Origin of the sequence: Cyanobium usitatum str. Tous, assembly GCF_963920485.1 — a bacterium.
GTDB classification, from domain to species: Bacteria; Cyanobacteriota; Cyanobacteriia; order PCC-6307; family Cyanobiaceae; genus Cyanobium_A; species Cyanobium_A usitatum_A.
On sequence record NZ_OY986431.1, the window covers coordinates 26,066 to 45,216 of the forward strand.

The 19,151-nt window shown below is 63.1% G+C and carries 24 protein-coding genes and 1 tRNA gene; 13 read left to right on the forward strand and 12 right to left on the reverse strand.

What is annotated here, in order from left to right; all coding sequences use genetic code 11:
- Positions 1 to 51 precede the first annotated feature (51 nt).
- Positions 52 to 312, forward strand: a complete 261-nt coding sequence (locus tag U9970_RS00150; protein ID WP_322764780.1) for a hypothetical protein — start codon at positions 52 to 54, stop codon at positions 310 to 312.
- A 4-nt stretch (positions 313 to 316) separates the two neighbouring features.
- The gene (locus U9970_RS00155; protein ID WP_322764781.1) at positions 317 to 748 is read left to right on the forward strand and encodes a TA system VapC family ribonuclease toxin; all 432 of its coding nucleotides are present in this window, start codon (positions 317 to 319) and stop codon (positions 746 to 748) included.
- Positions 749 to 754: 6 nt separating this feature from the next.
- Here the strand turns inward: U9970_RS00155 and U9970_RS00160 are convergent, their stop codons facing one another.
- Positions 755 to 1,276 (reverse strand): photosystem I assembly protein Ycf3, encoded by a 522-nt coding sequence (locus U9970_RS00160; protein WP_322764782.1) that lies wholly within the window; start codon positions 1,274 to 1,276, stop codon positions 755 to 757.
- A gap of 134 nt (positions 1,277 to 1,410) precedes the next feature.
- Between U9970_RS00160 and U9970_RS00165 the strand changes: the two genes are divergently transcribed.
- Genes U9970_RS00165 through U9970_RS00175 form a run of 3 tightly spaced genes read left to right on the forward strand, consistent with a single transcriptional unit; the run spans position 1,411 to position 5,274 of the window.
- Complete coding sequence (locus tag U9970_RS00165) at positions 1,411 to 3,657, forward strand: heavy metal translocating P-type ATPase (protein ID WP_322766156.1); 2,247 nt, start codon at positions 1,411 to 1,413, stop codon at positions 3,655 to 3,657.
- On the forward strand, positions 3,647 to 4,327 hold the full coding sequence (gene tmk / locus U9970_RS00170) for a dTMP kinase (protein ID WP_322764783.1): 681 nt from the start codon (positions 3,647 to 3,649) through the stop codon (positions 4,325 to 4,327). Before U9970_RS00165 ends, tmk begins: the two co-directional genes overlap by 11 nt.
- A complete protein-coding gene (locus U9970_RS00175) occupies positions 4,324 to 5,274 on the forward strand; it encodes a DNA polymerase III subunit delta' (protein WP_322764784.1) in 951 nt (316 codons plus the stop codon). Before tmk ends, U9970_RS00175 begins: the two co-directional genes overlap by 4 nt.
- Here the strand turns inward: U9970_RS00175 and U9970_RS00180 are convergent, their stop codons facing one another.
- From U9970_RS00180 to U9970_RS00195, 4 genes are all read right to left on the reverse strand, one after another.
- Positions 5,275 to 6,000, reverse strand: coding sequence for a response regulator transcription factor (locus U9970_RS00180; RefSeq protein WP_254935582.1), 726 nt, complete (start codon positions 5,998 to 6,000; stop codon positions 5,275 to 5,277).
- A 280-nt stretch (positions 6,001 to 6,280) separates the two neighbouring features.
- Positions 6,281 to 6,352, reverse strand: a tRNA-Asn gene (locus U9970_RS00185).
- A gap of 29 nt (positions 6,353 to 6,381) precedes the next feature.
- On the reverse strand, positions 6,382 to 7,065 hold the full coding sequence (locus U9970_RS00190) for an ABC transporter ATP-binding protein (protein WP_322764785.1): 684 nt from the start codon (positions 7,063 to 7,065) through the stop codon (positions 6,382 to 6,384).
- Positions 7,066 to 7,098: 33 nt separating this feature from the next.
- On the reverse strand, positions 7,099 to 7,362 hold the full coding sequence (locus U9970_RS00195) for a hypothetical protein (protein ID WP_322764786.1): 264 nt from the start codon (positions 7,360 to 7,362) through the stop codon (positions 7,099 to 7,101).
- A gap of 178 nt (positions 7,363 to 7,540) precedes the next feature.
- Between U9970_RS00195 and psbD the strand changes: the two genes are divergently transcribed.
- Positions 7,541 to 8,596, forward strand: a complete 1,056-nt coding sequence (gene psbD, locus U9970_RS00200) for a photosystem II D2 protein (photosystem q(a) protein) (RefSeq protein WP_254960822.1) — start codon at positions 7,541 to 7,543, stop codon at positions 8,594 to 8,596.
- Positions 8,597 to 8,653: 57 nt separating this feature from the next.
- Here the strand turns inward: psbD and U9970_RS00205 are convergent, their stop codons facing one another.
- On the reverse strand, positions 8,654 to 9,340 hold the full coding sequence (locus U9970_RS00205) for an aspartyl/asparaginyl beta-hydroxylase domain-containing protein (RefSeq protein WP_322764787.1): 687 nt from the start codon (positions 9,338 to 9,340) through the stop codon (positions 8,654 to 8,656).
- A 222-nt stretch (positions 9,341 to 9,562) separates the two neighbouring features.
- On the opposite strand from U9970_RS00205, the gene U9970_RS00210 reads away from it, so the two are divergent.
- The 3 genes from U9970_RS00210 to U9970_RS00220 all read left to right on the forward strand — a co-directional run bounded on the left by U9970_RS00210 (position 9,563) and on the right by U9970_RS00220 (position 12,212).
- Positions 9,563 to 9,688 (forward strand): hypothetical protein, encoded by a 126-nt coding sequence (locus tag U9970_RS00210; RefSeq protein WP_322764788.1) that lies wholly within the window; start codon positions 9,563 to 9,565, stop codon positions 9,686 to 9,688.
- A gap of 179 nt (positions 9,689 to 9,867) precedes the next feature.
- A complete protein-coding gene (locus tag U9970_RS00215; protein WP_322764789.1) occupies positions 9,868 to 11,334 on the forward strand; it encodes an iron uptake porin in 1,467 nt (488 codons plus the stop codon).
- Between the two features lie 227 nt (positions 11,335 to 11,561).
- Positions 11,562 to 12,212, forward strand: coding sequence for a J domain-containing protein (locus U9970_RS00220; RefSeq protein WP_322764790.1), 651 nt, complete (start codon positions 11,562 to 11,564; stop codon positions 12,210 to 12,212).
- A 24-nt stretch (positions 12,213 to 12,236) separates the two neighbouring features.
- Here the strand turns inward: U9970_RS00220 and ndhO are convergent, their stop codons facing one another.
- Positions 12,237 to 12,482 carry an NAD(P)H-quinone oxidoreductase subunit O gene (gene ndhO / locus U9970_RS00225; protein WP_255023253.1) on the reverse strand — a complete coding sequence of 82 codons (246 nt, stop codon included), beginning with the start codon at positions 12,480 to 12,482 and terminating at the stop codon, positions 12,237 to 12,239.
- Positions 12,483 to 12,573: 91 nt separating this feature from the next.
- Between ndhO and U9970_RS00230 the strand changes: the two genes are divergently transcribed.
- On the forward strand, positions 12,574 to 13,509 hold the full coding sequence (locus U9970_RS00230; protein WP_322764791.1) for a TIGR01777 family oxidoreductase: 936 nt from the start codon (positions 12,574 to 12,576) through the stop codon (positions 13,507 to 13,509).
- On the opposite strand, the gene U9970_RS00235 is transcribed toward U9970_RS00230, so the two are convergent.
- From U9970_RS00235 to U9970_RS00250, 4 genes are read right to left on the reverse strand one after another with little or no spacing between them, the layout of a single operon-like run.
- Positions 13,466 to 13,732, reverse strand: a complete 267-nt coding sequence (locus tag U9970_RS00235) for a hypothetical protein (RefSeq protein ID WP_322764792.1) — start codon at positions 13,730 to 13,732, stop codon at positions 13,466 to 13,468. The genes U9970_RS00230 and U9970_RS00235 overlap by 44 nt on opposite strands.
- Complete coding sequence (locus U9970_RS00240; protein WP_322764793.1) at positions 13,729 to 14,952, reverse strand: lipid-A-disaccharide synthase-related protein; 1,224 nt, start codon at positions 14,950 to 14,952, stop codon at positions 13,729 to 13,731. The genes U9970_RS00235 and U9970_RS00240 overlap by 4 nt, the downstream gene beginning before the upstream one ends.
- Positions 14,949 to 15,371, reverse strand: coding sequence for a tetratricopeptide repeat protein (locus U9970_RS00245; protein WP_322764794.1), 423 nt, complete (start codon positions 15,369 to 15,371; stop codon positions 14,949 to 14,951). The genes U9970_RS00240 and U9970_RS00245 overlap by 4 nt, the downstream gene beginning before the upstream one ends.
- A 49-nt stretch (positions 15,372 to 15,420) precedes the next feature.
- Positions 15,421 to 15,831 carry a HesB/IscA family protein gene (locus tag U9970_RS00250; protein WP_322764795.1) on the reverse strand — a complete coding sequence of 137 codons (411 nt, stop codon included), beginning with the start codon at positions 15,829 to 15,831 and terminating at the stop codon, positions 15,421 to 15,423.
- Between the two features lie 98 nt (positions 15,832 to 15,929).
- On the opposite strand from U9970_RS00250, the gene zds reads away from it, so the two are divergent.
- The 3 genes from zds to U9970_RS00265 are packed head-to-tail and all read left to right on the forward strand — an operon-like array spanning position 15,930 to position 18,359.
- Complete coding sequence (gene zds / locus U9970_RS00255; RefSeq protein ID WP_322766157.1) at positions 15,930 to 17,423, forward strand: 9,9'-di-cis-zeta-carotene desaturase; 1,494 nt, start codon at positions 15,930 to 15,932, stop codon at positions 17,421 to 17,423.
- Positions 17,424 to 17,431: 8 nt separating this feature from the next.
- Positions 17,432 to 17,875 (forward strand): SRPBCC family protein, encoded by a 444-nt coding sequence (locus U9970_RS00260; RefSeq protein WP_322764796.1) that lies wholly within the window; start codon positions 17,432 to 17,434, stop codon positions 17,873 to 17,875.
- The gene (locus tag U9970_RS00265) at positions 17,856 to 18,359 is read left to right on the forward strand and encodes a hypothetical protein (RefSeq protein WP_322764797.1); all 504 of its coding nucleotides are present in this window, start codon (positions 17,856 to 17,858) and stop codon (positions 18,357 to 18,359) included. The genes U9970_RS00260 and U9970_RS00265 overlap by 20 nt, the downstream gene beginning before the upstream one ends.
- On the opposite strand, the gene U9970_RS00270 is transcribed toward U9970_RS00265, so the two are convergent.
- Positions 18,316 to 19,146, reverse strand: a complete 831-nt coding sequence (locus U9970_RS00270; protein WP_322764798.1) for a uroporphyrinogen-III synthase — start codon at positions 19,144 to 19,146, stop codon at positions 18,316 to 18,318. The genes U9970_RS00265 and U9970_RS00270 overlap by 44 nt on opposite strands.
- Positions 19,147 to 19,151 lie beyond the last annotated feature (5 nt).

The following is a 19,151-nucleotide window of genomic DNA, read 5'->3' on the forward strand; positions in this document are numbered from 1 at the left end:
CTTGATGCAAGCTATCTGCACTATGATGATTATCGGTACTAAGTTGAGTTGATGCGTACCACGCTCACCATCAACGACTCGCTTTACGAGCAGGCGAAGGTGCAGGCCGCCCGTGAAGGCAGCACGGTTGGCTTGGTGTTTGAGGCGGCCTTGCAGTTTTATCTCGATCGAGCCCGTCTGTTGAAGCAGGTAGAGCTGCCCCCTATGCCTGTCCAGGGAGGTGGCTTTCTGCGCTCGGGAGTCGACCTCGACGACCTCTCAAAACTGCAGGAGCTGCTCGATGAAGAGCTGACTTTGAATCGGTTGCGCTGATTTGATGTACTGCGTCGACGTCAACGTGCTGGTGCAGGCCTGCGTGGCCGCTTCACCACGACACCAGCTGGCCCGCTCCTGGCTGCTTGCCCACCGAGCATCTCCAGAGGGGCTTGGCCTCTTTTCTGTTGTGGTCAGTGGTTTTTTTAGGGTTGCCACCGATCGCCGCGTCTTCAGCGAGCCCATTGATCCAGCTGCCGCTGTGGCCTTCATCGACAGTCTCACCGCCTCGACTGCAGTGTCCGTTCTCGACCCCGGGCCCCGCCATTGGAGCCTGTTTCGTCAGATGGTGTTGGAATATCAGCCAAGCTCGGCAGATATGACCGATGTTTACTTGGCGGCGGCGGCTCAGGAGCTAAATGCCACCTGGGTTTCCTTTGACCGTGGCTTTGCCCGCTTTAAAAAATTGCGCTGGCTCAATCCTGTCGATATTTGATCTGGTTCAGAAATACACGTCGACGCTGCCGCGGCCGCTGGTTTTGAGCCAGTTCTGGGCTTCGATGTAGTTGTTTGGTGCCAGGCGGATCGCCTTGCCCCAGAAGTCGGCGGCCTGATCGAAACAGCGATCAGCTTCATCGGCATCGCCGCTTTCCTCGGCGATTGAGCCCAGGTGGTGGTGAATCACCGCAATGTTGTTGAGGGCCTGCGGCATCTTGCTGTTGAGATCTAGGGCCTGGCCGTAGAAGTCAAGCGCTTTGGCGTGGTCACCATTTGAGGCAAACACCAACGCCATGTTGTAGAGGATGAAAGCCTTGTCGTTGGGGTCGTCCTCGAGGGTTAGCGCCTCCTCGTAATTCTCAAGGGCTTCTGCGTATTCGCCGTCGGCCTGGGCGCTCATGCCGTCGCGGTAATAAGCAAATGCCTCCTTGGCGCGTCGGTTGGTGGGCAGCACCTTGAGGATCAAGTCGGCCATCACCGTGAAGCTCTTATCGATGAAGTTGTCGTTGCGCTGACTGCGGGGCACGGGCTGGGGCTGCGGATTTCGTGGACCCATCCTGGCGGATGTCCCTAGCCTGGGCCGATTCCTTTACCTGCTTGGCCTTGCACTCGCTCCAGGAGCCGCCTCTGCTGGAGCCCCTCCTGCTGGAGATCGAGGGGATGAAGTGCGGCGGCTGCGTGCGGGCCGTGGAGCAGCGCCTGCTGGATCAGCCCGGGGTGCGCCAGGCCAGCGTCAACCTCTTGACCCGCACTGCCTGGGTCGATCTCGCCTCTGCGGAAGCGGATCAAGCCAACCTGCTTGAGGCCTTGGCAGAGCTGGGTTTCCAGGCGCGGCTGCGCTCCAGTGAAGTCGAGTTGTCGAGTCGCCGGGAGCGTTTGCGTGCGCGCAGCTGGTGGCAGCAGTGGCGCCAGCTGGTGGTGGCCCTGGTGCTGCTGCTGGTGTCCGTGCTCGGCCATCTGCCAGGGGTAGGGCTAGGTGCCCTCTGGATTCACGCCTTGGTGGCCACTGCAGCCTTGGCAGGGCCCGGGCGGCCGATTTTGGTGCGGGGAATCCAGGGAGCCCTGGCCGGCTTGCCCAGCATGGACACCTTGGTGGGACTGGGGGTGTTCAGCGCCTACGGGGCCAGCTTGGTGGCCTTCCTTTGGCCCCACACCGGCTGGCCTTGCTTTTTCAATGAGCCGGTGATGCTGCTCGGCTTTGTGCTGCTGGGCCGCTTTTTGGAGGAACGGGCCCGCTTTCGCACCGGCCGTGCTCTCGAGCAGCTCGCTGAGCTCCAACCTGACACCGCCCTGCTGCTGCTTGGCGATGGACCGCCGCGTCCGGTGCGGGTTGGCGGCCTGCGCCCCGGTGACCGCGTTCGGTTGCTGCCTGGAGACCGGGTGCCAGTTGATGGCGTGGTGCTGGAGGGCTGCTCGGCGGTGGATGTTTCAGGTCTTACCGGCGAACCGCTGCCCCTGCAGGCCGCTGCCGGCAGCGAGCTCGCCGCCGGCAGTCTCAATTTGGAAGCGCCCCTGGTGCTGGAGGTGAGTCGCCGTGGGGCCGATAGCGCCATTGCCCGGATCATCCATCTGGTGGAGCGGGCCCAGGCGCGTAAGGCGCCAATTCAGGCCCTCGTTGACCGGATCGCCGGGCGCTTCACCCTGGTGGTGCTGGCTTTAGCGGTGGCGACGCTGCTTTTTTGGTGGTTGGTAGGCACCCAGATCTGGCCCCAGGTGCTCAACTCCCCCCATGCGGCAGGTCACGCTGGCCATGGGGTGCTTGGCACCAGCGCCGAAACCCCATTTGCCCTGGCCCTGCAATTAGCAATTGCGGTGTTGGTCGTGGCCTGCCCCTGCGCCCTTGGCCTAGCTACCCCAACCGCCATCACGGTGGGCACGGGCAGGGCTGCCCGCGAGGGTTTGCTGTTTCGCGGTGGTGATGCGATTGAAACCGCGGCCCGGCTCCAGGCCGTGCTGTTCGATAAAACCGGCACTCTCACCCTGGGCCGTGCCTTGGTGGCGGCGGTGGAGCCCTTGGCTGATCTTGATGCCGATCGGCTGGTGCAACTGGCCGCCAGCCTTGAAGCGGGCAGTCGCCATCCCCTGGGCCAGGCCTTGCTGCAGGAAGCCCAAAGCCGTGATCTGGAGCTGTTTGAGCTGGGTGATTCCCACACCACGGCCGGTGAAGGCGTGGTGGGCTTGGTTGAGGGCAGGCGGTTGCGGGTTGGACGGCTGGCCTGGGTGGAACCGGCGCCCTCAGCCGCATTGCTGGCCCGCCAGGCTCTGCTCGAGTGTCAAGGGGCCAGCGTGCTGGCTGTGGCCGACGACCAGCTGGGCCTGCTGGGATTAATAGCAATCAATGATCAGCCCCGCCCGGACGCGGCGGCGGTGCTGGCAGCGTTGCGGGGCATGGATCTGGAGCTTGGCCTGCTCAGTGGCGATCGGCGTGAACCGGTGCAGCAGCTGGGCAGCAGGCTGGGTCTGAAGCCGGCGGAGCTGGCCTGGGAACTGCGGCCCGAGCAGAAGCTGGAGCGCATCCTGCAGCATCCGGCCTACGGCGCTCTGGCGATGGTGGGTGATGGCATCAACGACGCCCCGGCCCTGGCTGCGGCAGACCTTGGCATCGCCGTCGGCACGGGCACCCAGATCGCCCAGGACAGCGCCGATTTGGTGGTGATGGGCGAGCAGCTCGACGGCATTGTGCGGGCCCTGCTGCTGGCCCGCCGCACCATGGCCAAGGTGCGCCAAAACCTTGCTTGGGCCTTTGGTTACAACCTGATTGTGCTGCCGTTGGCGGCCGGTGTGTTGCTGCCGGGCTTTGGGGTATTGCTCACCCCGCCGCTGGCTGCCCTGCTGATGGCCCTGAGCTCGATCACGGTGGTAGCAAATGCCCTGTTGCTGCAGGATGGCAGGGATGATGGGAGCTGATTTCCAGGTGTCAGCGCCGGCGGTGGCTCCCCGGGGCAGGTTTGTGGTGCTTGAGGGCATCGATGGCTGCGGCAAGAGCACCCAGATCGAGGCTCTGCGCCGCTGGTTGCCCACCAGTGGCTTGCTGGCAACCGGCGCCGAGCTGCTGGTGACCAGGGAGCCGGGCGGCACTGCCCTGGGGGCCGCCCTGCGCCAGCTGCTGCTGCACCCCCCGGGTGAGGCGGCGCCGGAGCCAATGGCCGAGCTGCTGCTCTATGCCGCCGACCGGGCCCAGCATGTGGAGCAGTGCATTCGGCCGGCTCTGGCAGCCGGCCATTGGGTGCTGAGCGATCGCTATAGCGGCTCTACGGCGGCCTATCAGGGCTATGGCCGCGGCCTCGACCTGGCCCGTATCGCCCAGCTGGAGGAGCTCGCTACAGGAGGTCTGGCCCCCGATCTCACCCTGTGGCTGGAGTTGCCCCTGGCCGAATCCCTGCGCCGCCGCGGTGAGCGCACTGCCGACCGCATCGAGGCCAGCGGCGAGGCTTTTCTGCAGCGGGTTATCGATGGTTTTGCGGAATTGGGGGCTGCGCAGGGCTGGCGGCGGGTTGATGCCACCGGGGCACCGCAGCAGGTGGCGGCAGCCTGCTGCGGCTTGCTGACCGAGCTTGCGGCTGGTTCGCCCCCATGACGGCCCTGTTTGAAGACCTGCTTGGTCAGACCAGGGCCGTAGCCCTGCTTGAGGCCTCCTTGGTTAAGGGGCGGCTGGCGCCGGCCTATCTGTTTGCCGGCCCAGATGGCGTCGGGAGGCGGTTGGCGGCCTTGCGCTTTTTGGAGGGTGTGCTGGCAGGGCTTCAGGGCGATGCCGGTATCCGCCGGCGTCTGCAGGAGGGAAACCACCCGGATCTGCTCTGGGTCGAGCCCACCTATCAGGACAAAGGCCAGTTGGTGCCGGCTTCCAAGGCCGAGGAGCTGGGCTTGGCGCGGCGGGCTGCACCCCAGCTGCGGCTTGAGCAGATTCGCGACGTTTCGCGCTTTTTATCCCGCCGGGCCGTGGAAGCCAGGGGCTGTGTGGTGGTGCTGGAGCATGCCGAGGCGATGGCCGAGGGTGCAGCCAATGCCTTGCTCAAAACCCTGGAAGAGCCTGGCGAGGGCCTGCTGATCCTGATCGCGGCGACGCCAGAGCAGCTGCTCACCACGATTCGCTCCCGTTGCCAGCAGATCCCCTTCACCCGGCTCAGCTCCGAGCAGCTGGCGGTGGTGCTGGAGCGCTGCGGTGAGCCCGCCCCAACGGCCGATCCCCCTGAACTGCTGGAGCTGGCTGCAGGTTCGCCGGGGGCCCTGCTGCGTTGCCGCCAGGCCTGGGCAGACCTGCCTGAGGGGCTGGCGGCGAGGTTGCTGGATTTGGCAGCAGCTGCAGAGCCCCTGCAGGCCCTGGCCCTGGCAAGGGATCTGGCCGAGGCCCTCGATGCTGAACAACAGCTATGGCTGCTTGGCTGGTGGCAGCTGGCGTTATGGCGGCGGCAGGCCCCGGTGGCCCAGCTCCAGCGCCTGGAGCGCCTGCGCAGCCAGCTGCGCGCCTACGTGCAGCCGCGGCTGGCCTGGGAAGTGGCTCTACTCGAGTTGGCTGGGATCTGATCAGCTGGCCTGGGCTTGGCGTTCGCTGGGTAGCTCCAGGCAGTAGCCGGCGCCGTACACCGTTTTGATGAAGCGGGGTTTGCGGGGATCGGGCTCGAGCTTGGTGCGTAGGTGGCGCACGTGCACCCTGATGGTCTCGATGTCGTCGTCAGGTTCGTAGCCCCACACCTCCTTGAGGATCAGGGAAGGGGCCACGGTTTGGCCGTGGCGCTGCAGCAGGCAGTGCAGCAGTTCGAATTCCAGGTGGGTGAGGCGCACCGGCTCGTCAAACCAGATGGCTTCAAAGCGCTCCGGCACCAGGGTGATGCAGCCGTAGCTGAGGATTTCGTTGTGCTTGGTGGAGAGGGGGGCATGGTCGCTGCGGCGCAGCAGCGCCTTAACCCGCACCATCAACTCCTCGAGATCGAAGGGCTTGGGGAGATAGTCGTCGGCGCCGGAATTGAAACCGCTCACCTTGTCTTTGATGCTGCCGAGGGCCGTGAGCATCAGGATCGGGATCTTGGCTGTCCGCTCATCGCGCCGTAGGCGCTGGCAGAGGGTGAGGCCATCCACCTTGGGCAGCATCAGATCCAGCAGGATCAGGTCAGGGCTGTATTGCAGGGCAAGGGCCTGGCCCTTGATGCCGTCTTCGGCTCGCTGTACGTCGAAGCCGCCATGCTCCAGGTGGCCTGCCACCAGCTCGCGCATGTCGCTGTCGTCTTCGATCAGCAGGATGCAAGGCTTCATGGAATGAGGTGGTGGAGCAATCGCTACTGCCGCAGCGAACTTCATCGCATTTTCTCCGTTTTTGCCCGAAAGGGCGAGCTCCGGCGCTGATTTAAGGCTTGCTGAAACGATTTTTTTGGGCTGATCGAGCCGGATCGCACTCTTTCGCCTGACTCAGGCCAATGGCGGCAAGCCCTGAAGCTTTTATCTCCGGCCAGAATCCTCAGGATTTCTTCCTGGTTTTTGTTGTGGCAAGGCCATTAAAAAACCGCAACCCGAGGGCTGCGGTTTTGTGAATAAGCTCCCCGGGCGGGATTCGAACCTGCGACCAATCGATTAACAGTCGATCGCTCTACCGCTGAGCTACCGAGGAATAAGCCGGATCAAACCGGTTCGAAGACCTTACCCTTCGGCCCTGCCGCCCTGCAAGGGGGCCAGGCGCTGGGCTAGCTGCTGTCCGTTCTGCCAGCTCCCCACGGAGCCGTGCTCCATCAAGGCGGCGCCATCGCAGTGCTGCAGCTCCTCAAGCCTATGGGTGATCCAAAGGGCAGTGAGTGGGGCTGCGGGCCGGTGGGTTAGCTGCCAGAGCAACTGCAAAACACCTCTTTGGCTGTCGGGGTCTAGCAGCGCTGTTGGTTCATCAAGCAGCACTAGATCAGCGTCGCTCGCCAGGGCGCCGGCTATGGCCAAGCGCTGCTTCTGGCCGCCGCTGAGGGTGTGGATTGGCCGCTCTTCAAAACCGCCTAAACCCACTTGGACAAGGGATTGGGCGACTCTCGAGCGCCGCGCATCACCGCCTAATTCTGCTGGTAAGCCTAGTTGCAGGTCGCTGGCGCAGCTGGGCAGCAGCAGCTGATGGTCTGGGTTTTGAAAAACGAGTGCGGCCTTGCCGGCAGCGTGGATGCGGCCGCTGCGGGGCTCCAGTAGGCCGGCGATCAATCGCAGCAAGGTGCTCTTGCCGCTGCCATTGGTGCCCACCAGCATCCATAGCCCTGGCCTCGGGATCTGCAGGGTGCAGTGGCGCAGGGCTGGGCGGCCGTTGGGCCAGGCGAAGCTCAGGCGCTCAACGGTGAGAGGAGGGGTCATGACCGGTTGGCTCCAGCGCGATGCCGTGGCAGCTCAGCTGTCGAAGCTGAAACCGGGGCGCTTGCCGCCGCTACCTGTGGCTGATTTCTCGTACAGCTGCACTGCCACCACTTCACTGCAAAGCAAGGTGATGCGCTTGTCCTCCTCCTTCTCGCAGGTGAGTTCCAGCAGACGGGGGCCATCGCCTTCGAGGACCTGCCGCACCTGGTTGTAGAGGGCCTGGGCATCGTTCAGCTCCTTGCGCTGAACAGCGACAGGCATGGGGCTGAGCTTGAGGGAGAGCTCGACTACGTACATGGATGGGGGTTGGGCTGGCCCCACTGTGGCGAATCCCGTCCCCCATGGTGCAAGACGCGACTTGGGCAAAACGCAACTGGCGACCCCTAGGTAAATCTGCTCAGCGTTGCCGTGGGCCTGCGCACCTGGCGGTTACGACCCGTAGTATTCCCGTGTAACGCTTCATGAAGCCGCTCTCATGACGATCGCCTTAGGCCGCGCGCCGCAGCGGGGATGGTTCGACATCCTCGATGACTGGCTCAAGCGCGACCGCTTCGTATTTGTGGGGTGGTCTGGTCTGCTCCTGTTCCCCACGGCCTATTTGGCCCTGGGTGGCTGGCTCACTGGCACCACCTTTGTCACTTCCTGGTACACCCACGGAATTGCCAGCTCCTACCTGGAGGGCTGCAACTTCCTCACCGCCGCCGTCAGCACCCCTGCTGACGCCATGGGCCACAGCTTGCTGTTGCTCTGGGGCCCAGAAGCCCAGGGCGACTTTGTGCGCTGGTGTCAGCTCGGTGGCCTCTGGCCCTTCGTGGCCCTGCACGGCGCCTTTGCTCTGATCGGCTTCATGCTGCGTCAGTTCGAGATTGCCCGCTTGGTGGGCATCCGTCCTTACAACGCCATCGCCTTCTCAGGCCCGATTGCGGTGTTCGTCAGTGTTTTCCTGATGTACCCCCTCGGTCAGAGCAGCTGGTTCTTTGCTCCCTCCTTTGGTGTGGCTGCAATTTTCCGCTTCCTGCTCTTCCTGCAGGGCTTCCACAACTGGACGCTCAACCCCTTCCACATGATGGGAGTGGCCGGCATCCTCGGCGGTGCTCTGCTGTGCGCCATCCACGGCGCCACGGTGGAAAACACCCTGTTCGAGGACAGCGACCAATCGAACACCTTCAAGGCGTTCGAGCCCACCCAGGAAGAGGAGACCTACTCAATGGTCACCGCCAACCGCTTCTGGAGCCAGATCTTCGGGATCGCCTTCTCCAACAAGCGCTGGCTGCACTTCTTCATGCTGTTTGTGCCGGTGATGGGTCTTTGGACCAGCAGCATCGGCATCATCGGCCTGGCCCTCAACCTGCGCGCCTATGACTTCGTGTCCCAGGAGATCCGCGCCGCTGAGGACCCTGAATTTGAAACCTTCTACACCAAGAACATCTTGCTGAATGAAGGTCTGCGTGCCTGGATGGCACCGGCTGACCAGCCGCATGAAAACTTCGTCTTCCCTGAAGAGGTTCTGCCCCGCGGCAACGCTCTTTAAGAGATCAGCTTCAATACTGTTAACTCAGCTTCTGGCGCCCCGAATGGGGCGCTTTTTTTATGGCTTAATTGTCTTGGCTGCAAATTTCTGCCAGAAGCTGCGTTCAGCAGCTTTCTGCTTTGCATTGGCCTCTCGCAGGATGGGGGCTAGCGCAGCTAAATTCAGCACCCATCGATTCAGGCTGTGAAGCGGCCAGCGCAGCGGCCGCTCGAAGTCCACGAAAAGTACAACCCTGTACCCATCTGTGTTATTCCAAACCTGGTGGTTGTAGGTGTCATCAAAAACCAGGCACCGTCCCTCTTGCCACGTGTGAACCTGATCAGCAATGCGGATGCGGCATCGCTTCCGAGGTTCTGGCACTATCAGGCCAAGGTGCATGCGGAGCACCCCTGCCCACGCACCCCGGTGGGGGGGGATCTTCTTTCGGGGTGAAAGGATTGAGAAGAAAGCAGTAGTGCAACCTGGAATCACTGCCAGAACGCGCATGGTCTCTGGGCAGCGCCTGGCATTTTCGCTGCAGTTCATTCCCACACCTTTTAGGAAGAATGTTTTCCAATGGTCATCCTTCTGGATGCCGCCCACTTCCCGCAGGATGTCCTGGAAATTCGGCATCCCCTCCCGGTATGCCATCACCGCATCCAGTTCGCGGCGCACGTTGTGCCAGCTGGCCTCCACTTCGCTAATCCAGCTGAATTGTTCAGTGGCAAACACAGGTTGATCTCCGTGGATCGAGAAATGGCACACCAGTTTCTCCAGTTCTCCATGGATCCAGCGGCGTAGGCGTCTCCGCTGGCTGCGGGCCGGCGAGGTCCAGCGCCGTCTGGCCAGATGCTCAGGTCTGCTGGTTGGGGAGTGGTCGGACCCATCCATTCGTCTTGACTGGAATTTGTGTGCTCTCGAGCGTATGAAAGGGGCTCTCAGCTTTGGGCCTTTCCCCCCTAGGATCAATTCGATCCGTCAGCAGTGATGTGGCATCCCGTTCCGGCGGGAGCCGAAGGCATCGCCGGCTGGCTCCAATCCCCCCAGGAGGAGGTGCCCGTGAGTTCCAGTTACTTAAACCAGGGTCTGCTGATCGCGGAGAACGCCATCTAGCTGGTTTCGCGGCTGATTGCGGCCCGGCGAGAGCCCCCGGCGAGCCCTGTGTCCGCCGGGGGCATCGTTTTTGGAAGCAGGTGTCATTGTGTGCACTGGCACATCCGGTGGTGCGGCAGGCGTGATACCGGGTGAGTATGGGAAAGGCGCATCGCGCCAATCTCGTGTGAGGAACACCCATGAAACTCTTCCAGCAACTGCTGGTTGCTCCTGCAGCTCTTGGTCTGCTGGCCCCCGTGGCCGCTACCGCAGCTGAGTTCAACCTGGATGGCGTCAACAAGTACGCCTCCGAGGAGCAAGTCACCAGCATTTCCCAGTTTTCCGACGTCAAGCCCACCGACTGGGCCTACCAAGCCCTCTCCAACCTGATCGAGCGCTACGGCTGCGTGGCTGGTTATCCCGATGGCACCTACAAGGGTGGCAAGGCGATGACCCGCTTTGAAGCTGCTGCCCTGCTCAACGCCTGTCTCGACCGCGTCACCGACTTGACCGACGAGCTCAAGAGGCTGATGGCCGAGTTCGAGAAGGAACTCGCCATCCTCAAGGGTCGTGTGGATGGCCTCGAGGCCAAAGTGGGCGAACTGGAAGCTAACCAGTTCTCCACAACCACCAAGCTGAAAGGTATCGCCACCATGGTGCTCGGCGGTGCATCCAACACCGGCTTCGGTGAAAACGTCACGATGAACTATGACGTTCGCCTGAACCTCGACACCAGCTTCACCGGTAAGGACCTGCTGCGTACCACCCTGCGCTCCGGTAACTTTGCCAACTCGGTGTTTGGTAATGGCAACACCGCCATGGAAGTGGCTTTCCAGGAAGATCAAACTGGTGCGCCTGGAGTTGATACCGTCGGCATCAACCGCCTCTTCTATCAGTTCCCGATTGGTGAAAACCTGACCGCCACCTTCGGCGCCAAGGTCCGCCAGGATGACATGCTGGCCATGTGGCCCAGCGCCTACCCGTCTGATTCGGTCCTCGACCTGTTCACCTACGGCGGTGCCCGCGGCACCTACCTGCTCAACCTGGGCGCTGGTGTCGGTCTCTGGTATGAGAAGGATGGATTCAGCATCAGTGCCAACTATGTCTCCGGCGAAGCAGCGTCTGAGAGCTCCTCAATTGGTGTTGGCGAAAACCTGACTGCCACCGTGCAGGCTGGCTATGCGGCCGAAAACTGGGGTGCTGCCCTTGCATACACCTACGCTGATTTCGGCACATTTGCTGGTTTCAACGGTGATACCTTCAACAGCATCGGCCTCAGTGCCTACTGGAGCCCGATTACCGCGGCCTGGTTCCCTTCGATCAGTACTGGCTTCGGCTTCTCGGCCCAAGGCGATCCCTTCGCTAGTGCTGATTCCGACACTTGGAGCTGGATGGTTGGCCTCCAGTGGGCTGATGTAGGCATGAAGGGCAATGCTCTTGGCATGGCCCTCGGCAGTGCCGGTTCAGCTGGCAAGGGCGAATGTGCAGATACTATCTGTACTGGTGGCCTCTGGCTCGAGGATGGTGAAGACACTCTCGCCTACGAACTCTGGTACAAGTTCCAGGTCACCGACAACATCAGTGTGACGCCTGCCTTCTTCTGGGTTGGCAACAACGGTGCTGACGACACCTACGGCGCCTTGGTTAAGACCACCTTCAAGTTCTGATCCTTAGAACAAAACAGGGCCGGTTCCTCACACATTTCCGGTCCTTTCTCCTCCACTTCTCAACACACCCCTCGATCAACCCCGGCTCACGCCGGGGTTTTTTGTTGGGCAGCAACAAGCGATATTGGCTGGCAGCGCGGCCTGAGTTCCTAAAATCATCAGCAAATTCCTTTGCCTGCGGAGGCTGAGCCCTGGCTGCTGCTGAACCCACTGCCGATCCCTATCGCGTGCTGGGTGTTTCACCCACTGCCAGCGGCGCTGAAATCAAGGCCGCTTACCGGGCTCTGGTGAAGCAGCACCACCCGGATGCCGGCGGTGATGACCGCACAATCCTGGCTCTAAACGCTGCCTGGGAGGTATTGCGTGACGCCGATCGCCGCCGCCGCCACGACCTCACAGCGCCCAGCTCTTTAGATCCTGCTGGCGCCAGCTTTTCCGTGAAGCGGGCAAGGGCCCAGTCGACGCGCAGCGCCGCCACTGATGCCGTTTTGCAGCAGTGGTTGCAGCAGGTGTATGGGCCGATTGATCGGCTGTTAGCTCAGGTGATCAACCCATTTCCAGCCCAGCTCAAGGCCCTTTCCGCCGACCCCTACGACGACACCTTGATGGAGTCATTCTGCGCCTTTCTTGAGCAGGGCCAGGCCCGCCTAGACAAGGTCGAATTGATCTACCGCTCCCAGATATGTCCACCAGGAGGACAAGCATTTGCCCTCGATCTTTATCACTGCCTCAGCTTGGTGAAAGATGCTTTAACTGAGCTGGAGCGCTACACCATGGGCTACGTGGATTCATATCTGCATGACGGTAGGGAGCTGCTAAAGCAAGCTCGCCTGCGCCGTCAGGACTTGCAGTCCCAGCGGCGGGAGTTAGGGATTTGAGCCAAAAGATTGCCCCCGTTGGCTTTAATTACTAAAGGCTTCCAGCTGATCCAGCCGCAACCACACATCAGGCACCGGGCGTCGCCAGCGCAGCTGGGCATAGTCGCCCTTGATAGCAAGAATTTCGCCAGGACCTTCAATCAAGTAGCCCGGCAGTGCATCGCTCGCGTTGGCTTCCAGGCTGCCGCTGTAAGCAGCTTTATTTACCCGCACCAGGCTGCCCTTCTTTAAGGGCGTCTGGGCTGCAGGTGCTGGGGCGGCGTCAGCCATGGTGAATTTGTCTGTTGACTCAGGCTAAGGCGCTCCGGGCAGCCCCTCCCAATTGCAACCGCCTAGCCTCCATCAAGCTGTTAAGTCTCAAATGCGGCTGCTGCTGCTGGGTTGTTCAGGGTTTGTTGGCCGCGAGCTGGTGCCTTTTCTGCTCGAGCTAGGCCATGAGCTGACCCTCGTGAGTCGTCAGTCCCAGCCCTTTCCGGCTCTGGTTGGTAAGAGGCTGGCCTGCATACGCCTAGATCCGGCCGATGCGGCCAGTTGGGCCGATAACGGCCTTGATAGGGCCCTCTCTGAGGCGGAGGGTGTCGTGAACCTCGCCGGTGAGCCGATCGCTGAGCGTCGTTGGACCCCTGGCCACTGTCAGCTGTTGCTGCAAAGCCGCGTTCGCACCACTGAGCTGCTGGTGGCTGCCTTGGCGCGGCTGGAGCAGCCCCCCGCCGTGCTGGTTAATGGTTCAGCCGTGGGCTTCTACGGCTCCAGTACGCAGGCGCGCTTCAGCGAGTCCAGCCCCGCCGGGGGCGATTTTCTGGCCGAGATCTGTCAGCGCTGGGAAGCGGCCGCTGATCAGGCTCCAGCTGCTTGCCGGCTGGTGAAGCTGCGCATCGGCATTGTGCTGGGCCCCGATGGTGGCGCCCTCGGCAAGATGTTGCCCATCTTCCGTTTGGGTTTCGGTGGGCCGGTGGGCTCGGGCCGCCAGTGGATGAGCTGGATTCATCGCCACGATCTCTGCCGCCTGATCGCCACGGCCCTTGAAGATGGCGCCTACAGCGGTGTCTACAACGCCGTTAGCCCGGAAGCCACCACCATGGGCCTGTTCGCCAGTGCCTTAGGCAAGGCCCTGGGGCGTCCCAGCCTGCTGCCCGTGCCGGGGCCGATCCTGCAGCTGTTGCTTGGCGATGGGGCCCAGGTGGTGCTGGAGGGCCAGCAGGTGCTGCCCGAGCGCTTGCTGGCCCAGGGGTTCACTTTCCAGTATCCCCAGCTCAGCGCTGCCCTCGCCGCTGCCACCAGCCCAGCGCCCCACTGAGCAGGGCCGCTCCCATCAGCAAGCCAATTGCCGGGGTGAACAGCGGCTCCCACAGCCGCTGAAACAACTCCAGGGGGGCTTCGATGTGCTGGCTGTGCAGGGTTACGGCCACGGCAAACCAAATTGCCCCGGCAATCACCACAAACACATCCACCACCAGCAGGGTGTCCATTGATCCCTTGAGTTGCTGCAGCAAGCTTGGGGAGGGGTTAGGTGCGGTCATGGCAGCTCAGGGGCCGGATTAGGGCGCAGCATTGCCATGATCGCCGCTGCCACCGCCTCGCTGCCGCCAGGCGCGCCGATTCGCTCCAGGCCAATGGCCGCCAGGGACTGGCGTAGGGCTGCTCCTTGCTTGGGATCGCCTTGCTGCTCCAGCAGTTCCTGGGCCAGCTGGGCGGTGGCGGCCAGGGTTGCTGCACTGCCGCTGCTGCCGGGGGCGCAGCGCACGCCAGGGCCAAGCAAGCGGCGCTGGGCTTCAGCAAAGCCGGCCGTGAATTGGGGGCCTCCTCCCACCAGCTGCAGCACTGGCTTGCCTAGCCCCACGGCCTGTTCGGCGGCGGTGCCAGCCATGCACAGCACCAGCTGGGAGGAGGCCAAGATTTCCCCAAACTGGCCCCAGCCAAGTTCAACTACCAGGGGGCCGCGAATCAGCCGGTCGCTTGGCTCGAGCCGCCAGCCCAGGGGGCCGGCCAGCTTGGCAACGCAGCTGCTGTCGAGCTCGGCCACCAGGGCGGCGCGTAGCCGCAGGGGCTGGCTGCGCGCCCATTCCTCGGGCAGCAGGGCGAGCACACGCAGCATCAAAGCCAAATTGCGCGCCGCTTCCGGCAGGCGGCTGCCTGGCACCAGCGCCAGCGCCAATTGCAACGCCGGCAGTGGCAGTGACTCGCTTGTGCCGGCGCTCACCACGTCGAGGAAGGGATTGCCAAGGAAGACCACGGCACGGTTCAGTTGCTGGCTGAGGTCGTTGGCGGTGAGGCAATCGCGGCTCCAGATGGCTTTGATGCTTGCTCGGTTCAGCAGCCAGCCGCAGGGCCAGGGCAGCCGCAGGCGGCCTTCGTAGTGGCTCGAGTAAGCCACCAGATAAACGGCGCTGGGTAGGCCCGAGAGCCAGCTCCCCAGCACCGCCAGCACATCGCCCACGGCCACTACCAGGCCGTAGTGGCGGCGGCGGCGGCGCAGGAGCAGGAGCCGGCCGAGCACATGGCCCATCTGGCCTTCCAGCAGCTCGCTGAGCCGTCCGCCCAGGCTGGTGTAGCCGAGGCCGCCCGTGCTGCAGCTGCGGGTGCGGCCCAGCACCGGCACGCCCCGCTGGCGATAGGGGCTGCCGTGACCCACCAAGGGCAGGGCCTCAACCGGGATTCCCCGCTGCATCAGCTCGGCAGCTACCAGGGCACCACTGAGGTCTTCCCCGTGGCCGTTGCTGAGTAGCAGAACCGGTTTCAACCCGCCAGCCAGGCCTTCAGCTTCTCCATGGCCTTCCAGCCTGGTTTGCGCACCAGCCCATCGGCGATCGACTCCTGCAGTTCGCCAGTCATCTCAGGCGCCATTGCCATTACCCGCTGCACAATTTCGATGTGTTCGCGCACCCCTTTGGCGCCCGTTTCCAGCATGGCCAGGCTCAGGTTGATGCGGGCCTGGGGGTCTTGGGGGTTAAGGCGCACGGCGGTTTTGGCGGAGCGCAGGGCAGCCTGGGGCTGCTCATCGAGCAGCTGCAGCCAGGCCAGGCAGGTCCACCCCGCCGACTGGTTGGGGGACTGCTCGGTGATGGCGATGAAGCTATCGATCAATTCAGCGGGTGCCACTCCCTCCTGGTAGCGCTGCATGGCCTGCTCGAACAGGGACGGTACGTCTGCTGAGGTCATAGGGAGGCGGCTTGCCTGGTCATCTGCTCAGATTGCCACCCGATGGGCATTACACCGCAAACGAGCTGCCGCAGCCGCAGGTCTGGCTGGCATTGGGGTTGGTGAAGTTGAAGCCGCCGCCGATCAGGGCTGAGGAAAAATCCAGCTGCATTCCGTAGATGTAGAGCAGGCTCTTGGGATCGCACACCACCGCGAAACTGGGAGCATCGGCGGGTTCGTAGGTGTAATGCTCGTCATCACCCAGGATCGCGCTGGCATCGATGAAATCCATCGTGTAGCTCATGCCGCTGCAGCCCCCGGAGCGCACGCCCACCCTCAACACCTTGGCCTCACCCTGCTGATTCATCAGCGCCCCCAGCTGCTTCATGGCCGGTTCGGTGATCAGGATCCCCTTGCCGTCTTTGGCGGTGAAGGTGGGTTGGGCCTGGGCTGCAACAGCTGTGACAGTTTCGGTACTCATCGAGATCTACGCCAGTTGCAACCACTGTATGGAGGCTCCCCGTTCGCTGCCTGGTGGAGTGTCTCCATAGAGTCAGGACACTAATGAGGGTTGCAAGGGTGCAGGTCGCCATCGTGGGAGCGGGACTGGCCGGTTTATCTGCGGCGGTGGATCTGGTGGATGCCGGCCACCAGGTGGATCTCTACGAGGCCCGGCCGTTTCTGGGCGGCAAGGTGGGCAGCTGGGTGGATGAGGGCGGCAACCACATTGAGATGGGGCTGCATGTGTTCTTTTTCAACTACGCCAACCTCTTCGCCCTGATGCGCAAGGTGGGGGCGATCGACAACCTGCTGCCTAAGGACCACACCCACCTGTTTGTGAACACGGGCGGAGACCTGCGGGAGCTGGATTTCCGCTTCGCCCTAGGCGCTCCCTTCAACGGCTTGAAGGCCTTCTTCACCACTCCCCAGCTCGACTGGATCGACAAGCTGCGCAATGCCCTAGCCCTGGGCACCAGCCCGATCGTGCGCGGCTTGGTGGACTACGAGGGGGCCATGAAGACGATCCGAGCCTTAGATCGGATCAGCTTCCAGGAGTGGTTTGTGGGCCATGGCGGCAGTGAGCAGAGCATTAAGCGGATGTGGAATCCGATCGCCTATGCCCTGGGCTTCATTGATTGCGAGGCGATCTCGGCCCGCTGCATGCTCACGATCTTCATGATGTTTGCCTCCAAAACCGAGGCCTCCAAGCTCAACCTGCTCAAAGGCTCGCCCCACCGCTGGCTCACGGGCCCGATCCTCGACTACATCCAGCAGCGCGGCGGCCGGCTGCATCTGCGCCACCGGGTCACGGAGGTGCATTTCGAGGAGGGGGCAGCTGGCGTCGATGGCCAGCCCGCTACCCGGGTGAGCAGCCTCACTCTCGGCACCCCTGAGGGGGATGTATCTGTAGTTGCAGACACCTATCTGGCCGCCTGCGATGTGCCTGGTATTCAGCGAATGCTGCCGAAAGCCTGGCGCCGCTGGCCCTTATTCGACAACATTTACAAGCTCGATGCGGTGCCGGTGGCCACCGTGCAGCTCCGTTATGACGGCTGGGTGACCGAGCTCGGTGATGACGCCGCCGCCACCGCCGCCCGCGCCGATCTCAGTAGCCCCGCTGGTCTCGACAACCTGCTTTACACCGCCGACGCTGACTTCAGCTGCTTCGCCGATCTGGCCCTGGCCAGTCCCGAGGATTACCGCAAACAGGGGCAGGGTTCCTTGCTCCAGTGCGTGCTCACCCCAGGTGATCCCTGGATTCCCAAGAAAACTGAAGAGATCGTGGCCCACACCGACGCCCAGGTGCGAAGCCTGTTCCCTTCGGCCGCGGGCCTGAAGCTGGTTTGGAGCAACGTGGTGAAGCTGGCCCAGTCCCTTTACCGCGAGGCTCCCGGCATGGAGCCTTACCGGCCAGAGCAAGCCACGCCAGTAGCCAATTTTTATCTGGCCGGTAGTTACACCAAGCAGGATTACATCGATTCGATGGAAGGCGCCACCATGAGTGGGCGCTTAGCCGCAGCGGCGATCCTGGCAAGCCAGGCTGCGCTGGCCACCAACACCTCTGTTTCGTAGGAGATTCCATGGGCCGTTGGCTTGAGCACAGCGTCACCACAGAGATCCGGGCCTCGGTGGATCAGGTGTGGGAGGTATGGAGTGATTTGGAGGCGATGCCCCAGTGGATGCGCTGGATTGAGTCGGTTGTAACCGAGCCGGGCGACCCCGATCTCACCGATTGGACCCTGGCGGCGCAGGGCTTCCGCTTCCATTGGAAAGCCCGCATCAGCCAGCGGGTGGAGGCCCAGCAACTGCACTGGGAGTCGGTGGGAGGCCTGCCCACTAAGGGTGCGGTGCGCTTCTATTCCCAGGGGCCCGAGCTCACGGCGGTCAAGCTGAGTGTCAGCTATGAATTGCCTGGGGTCTTGGCACCGTTGATGGAACCAAGCATCCTGGGTGGAATTGTGACCAAGGAGCTTCAAGCCAACCTTGACCGATTCCGTGATCTCGTTGAAACCCGCAACCCTTAAGTTCCTCGGCCCTGCCATCGCTGCAGCCCTGCTGGTCGCCTGCGCTGGGGAGAAGCCCCCGCAGGCAACCCAGCCGCCGGCGCCCCCAGCACCAGCTCCTGTTGGGGCACCAGCTCCCTTGGCGGGACTGACACCCCTGCCCAGCTCCAACCAGGTGGTGGCTTCAGTTTCCTCTGGGCGTGTTGATCCCTTTGCGCCCCTGCAGATAAGCGCATCCCGACCGGTACTTCTCAGCCTCCCCCCTGGCTTGATCTTCAACGGCGTGATTCGCTCCGGCGGCACCCCGGAGGCTCTGGTGCAGTTCGGTGCGGAGAGCGGCACCTTGCGGGTCGGTCAGAGAGGCGGCAGCACCACTGACTACAGAACCACGGACTACAGAACCACGCCCCTACTGCCCGCGGGTTGGAGCGTGGCCAGCATCGATGTTCAAAAGGGTCGCCTCACCCTGCGTCAGGGCAAGCAGGCGGTGACGGCCGAGCTCTGAGGCTGCGGCCGCAGGCATCCACCAGTCCAGTCAGGTCATGGGGATCGGCTTCAGCATCGACGCGGCCGAGTAGCTGCCGGCAGCGCTCGCTGGTTTGGGGTCCGATTGAAACCACCGCCACCCCCTCCAGCTGGCTGCCCCAGGTGGGCCCGAAAGCCCTTTCCAGCAGCTGGCAGGTGTGGCTCACGGTTTTGGCGCTGCTGAAGGTGATGGCGTCGAGGCGACGTTGCTCTAGGGCGGCCACCGCAGCGCTGGGTAAACCCTCGGGACAGCTGGTCTCGTAGGCGGCAACTTCAACCACCCGCACACCAGCAGCGGCGAAGGCATCCGCTAGCAGGGTGCGGCCGCCGCTCTGCACCCGGGGCAGCAAAAGGCGCAGCCCCCAACCCGAGACGGGAAAATGCTCCAGCAGGCTGTCGGCCACAAAGCTGGGCGGGATGAAGTCGGCGGGCGCTCCAAGCGATTCCAGCTGGGCGGCGGTTTTACGGCCTACCGCAGCGATCTTCAGGTGGCTGGGCCGCCGTGCCAGGCAGCGGCCGATGCGGCGCAGCCGCTGCTCCACGGCCTCAACGCCGTTGCCACTGGAAAAAACCAGCCAGTGGAAATCATCGAGCTCGGCCAGGGCATCGTCGAGGGGGCCCCATTCATCTGGTGGGGTCACCACCAAGGCTGGTAGGTCTACCACCGTGGCGCCAGCGGCTTCAAACAGGCGCCGAGCTTCCCCTAGCTGGGTTTCGGCCCTGGTCACGGCGATGCTGCGGCCGCTCAGATAGGAGTCAGAAGCCATGGCCA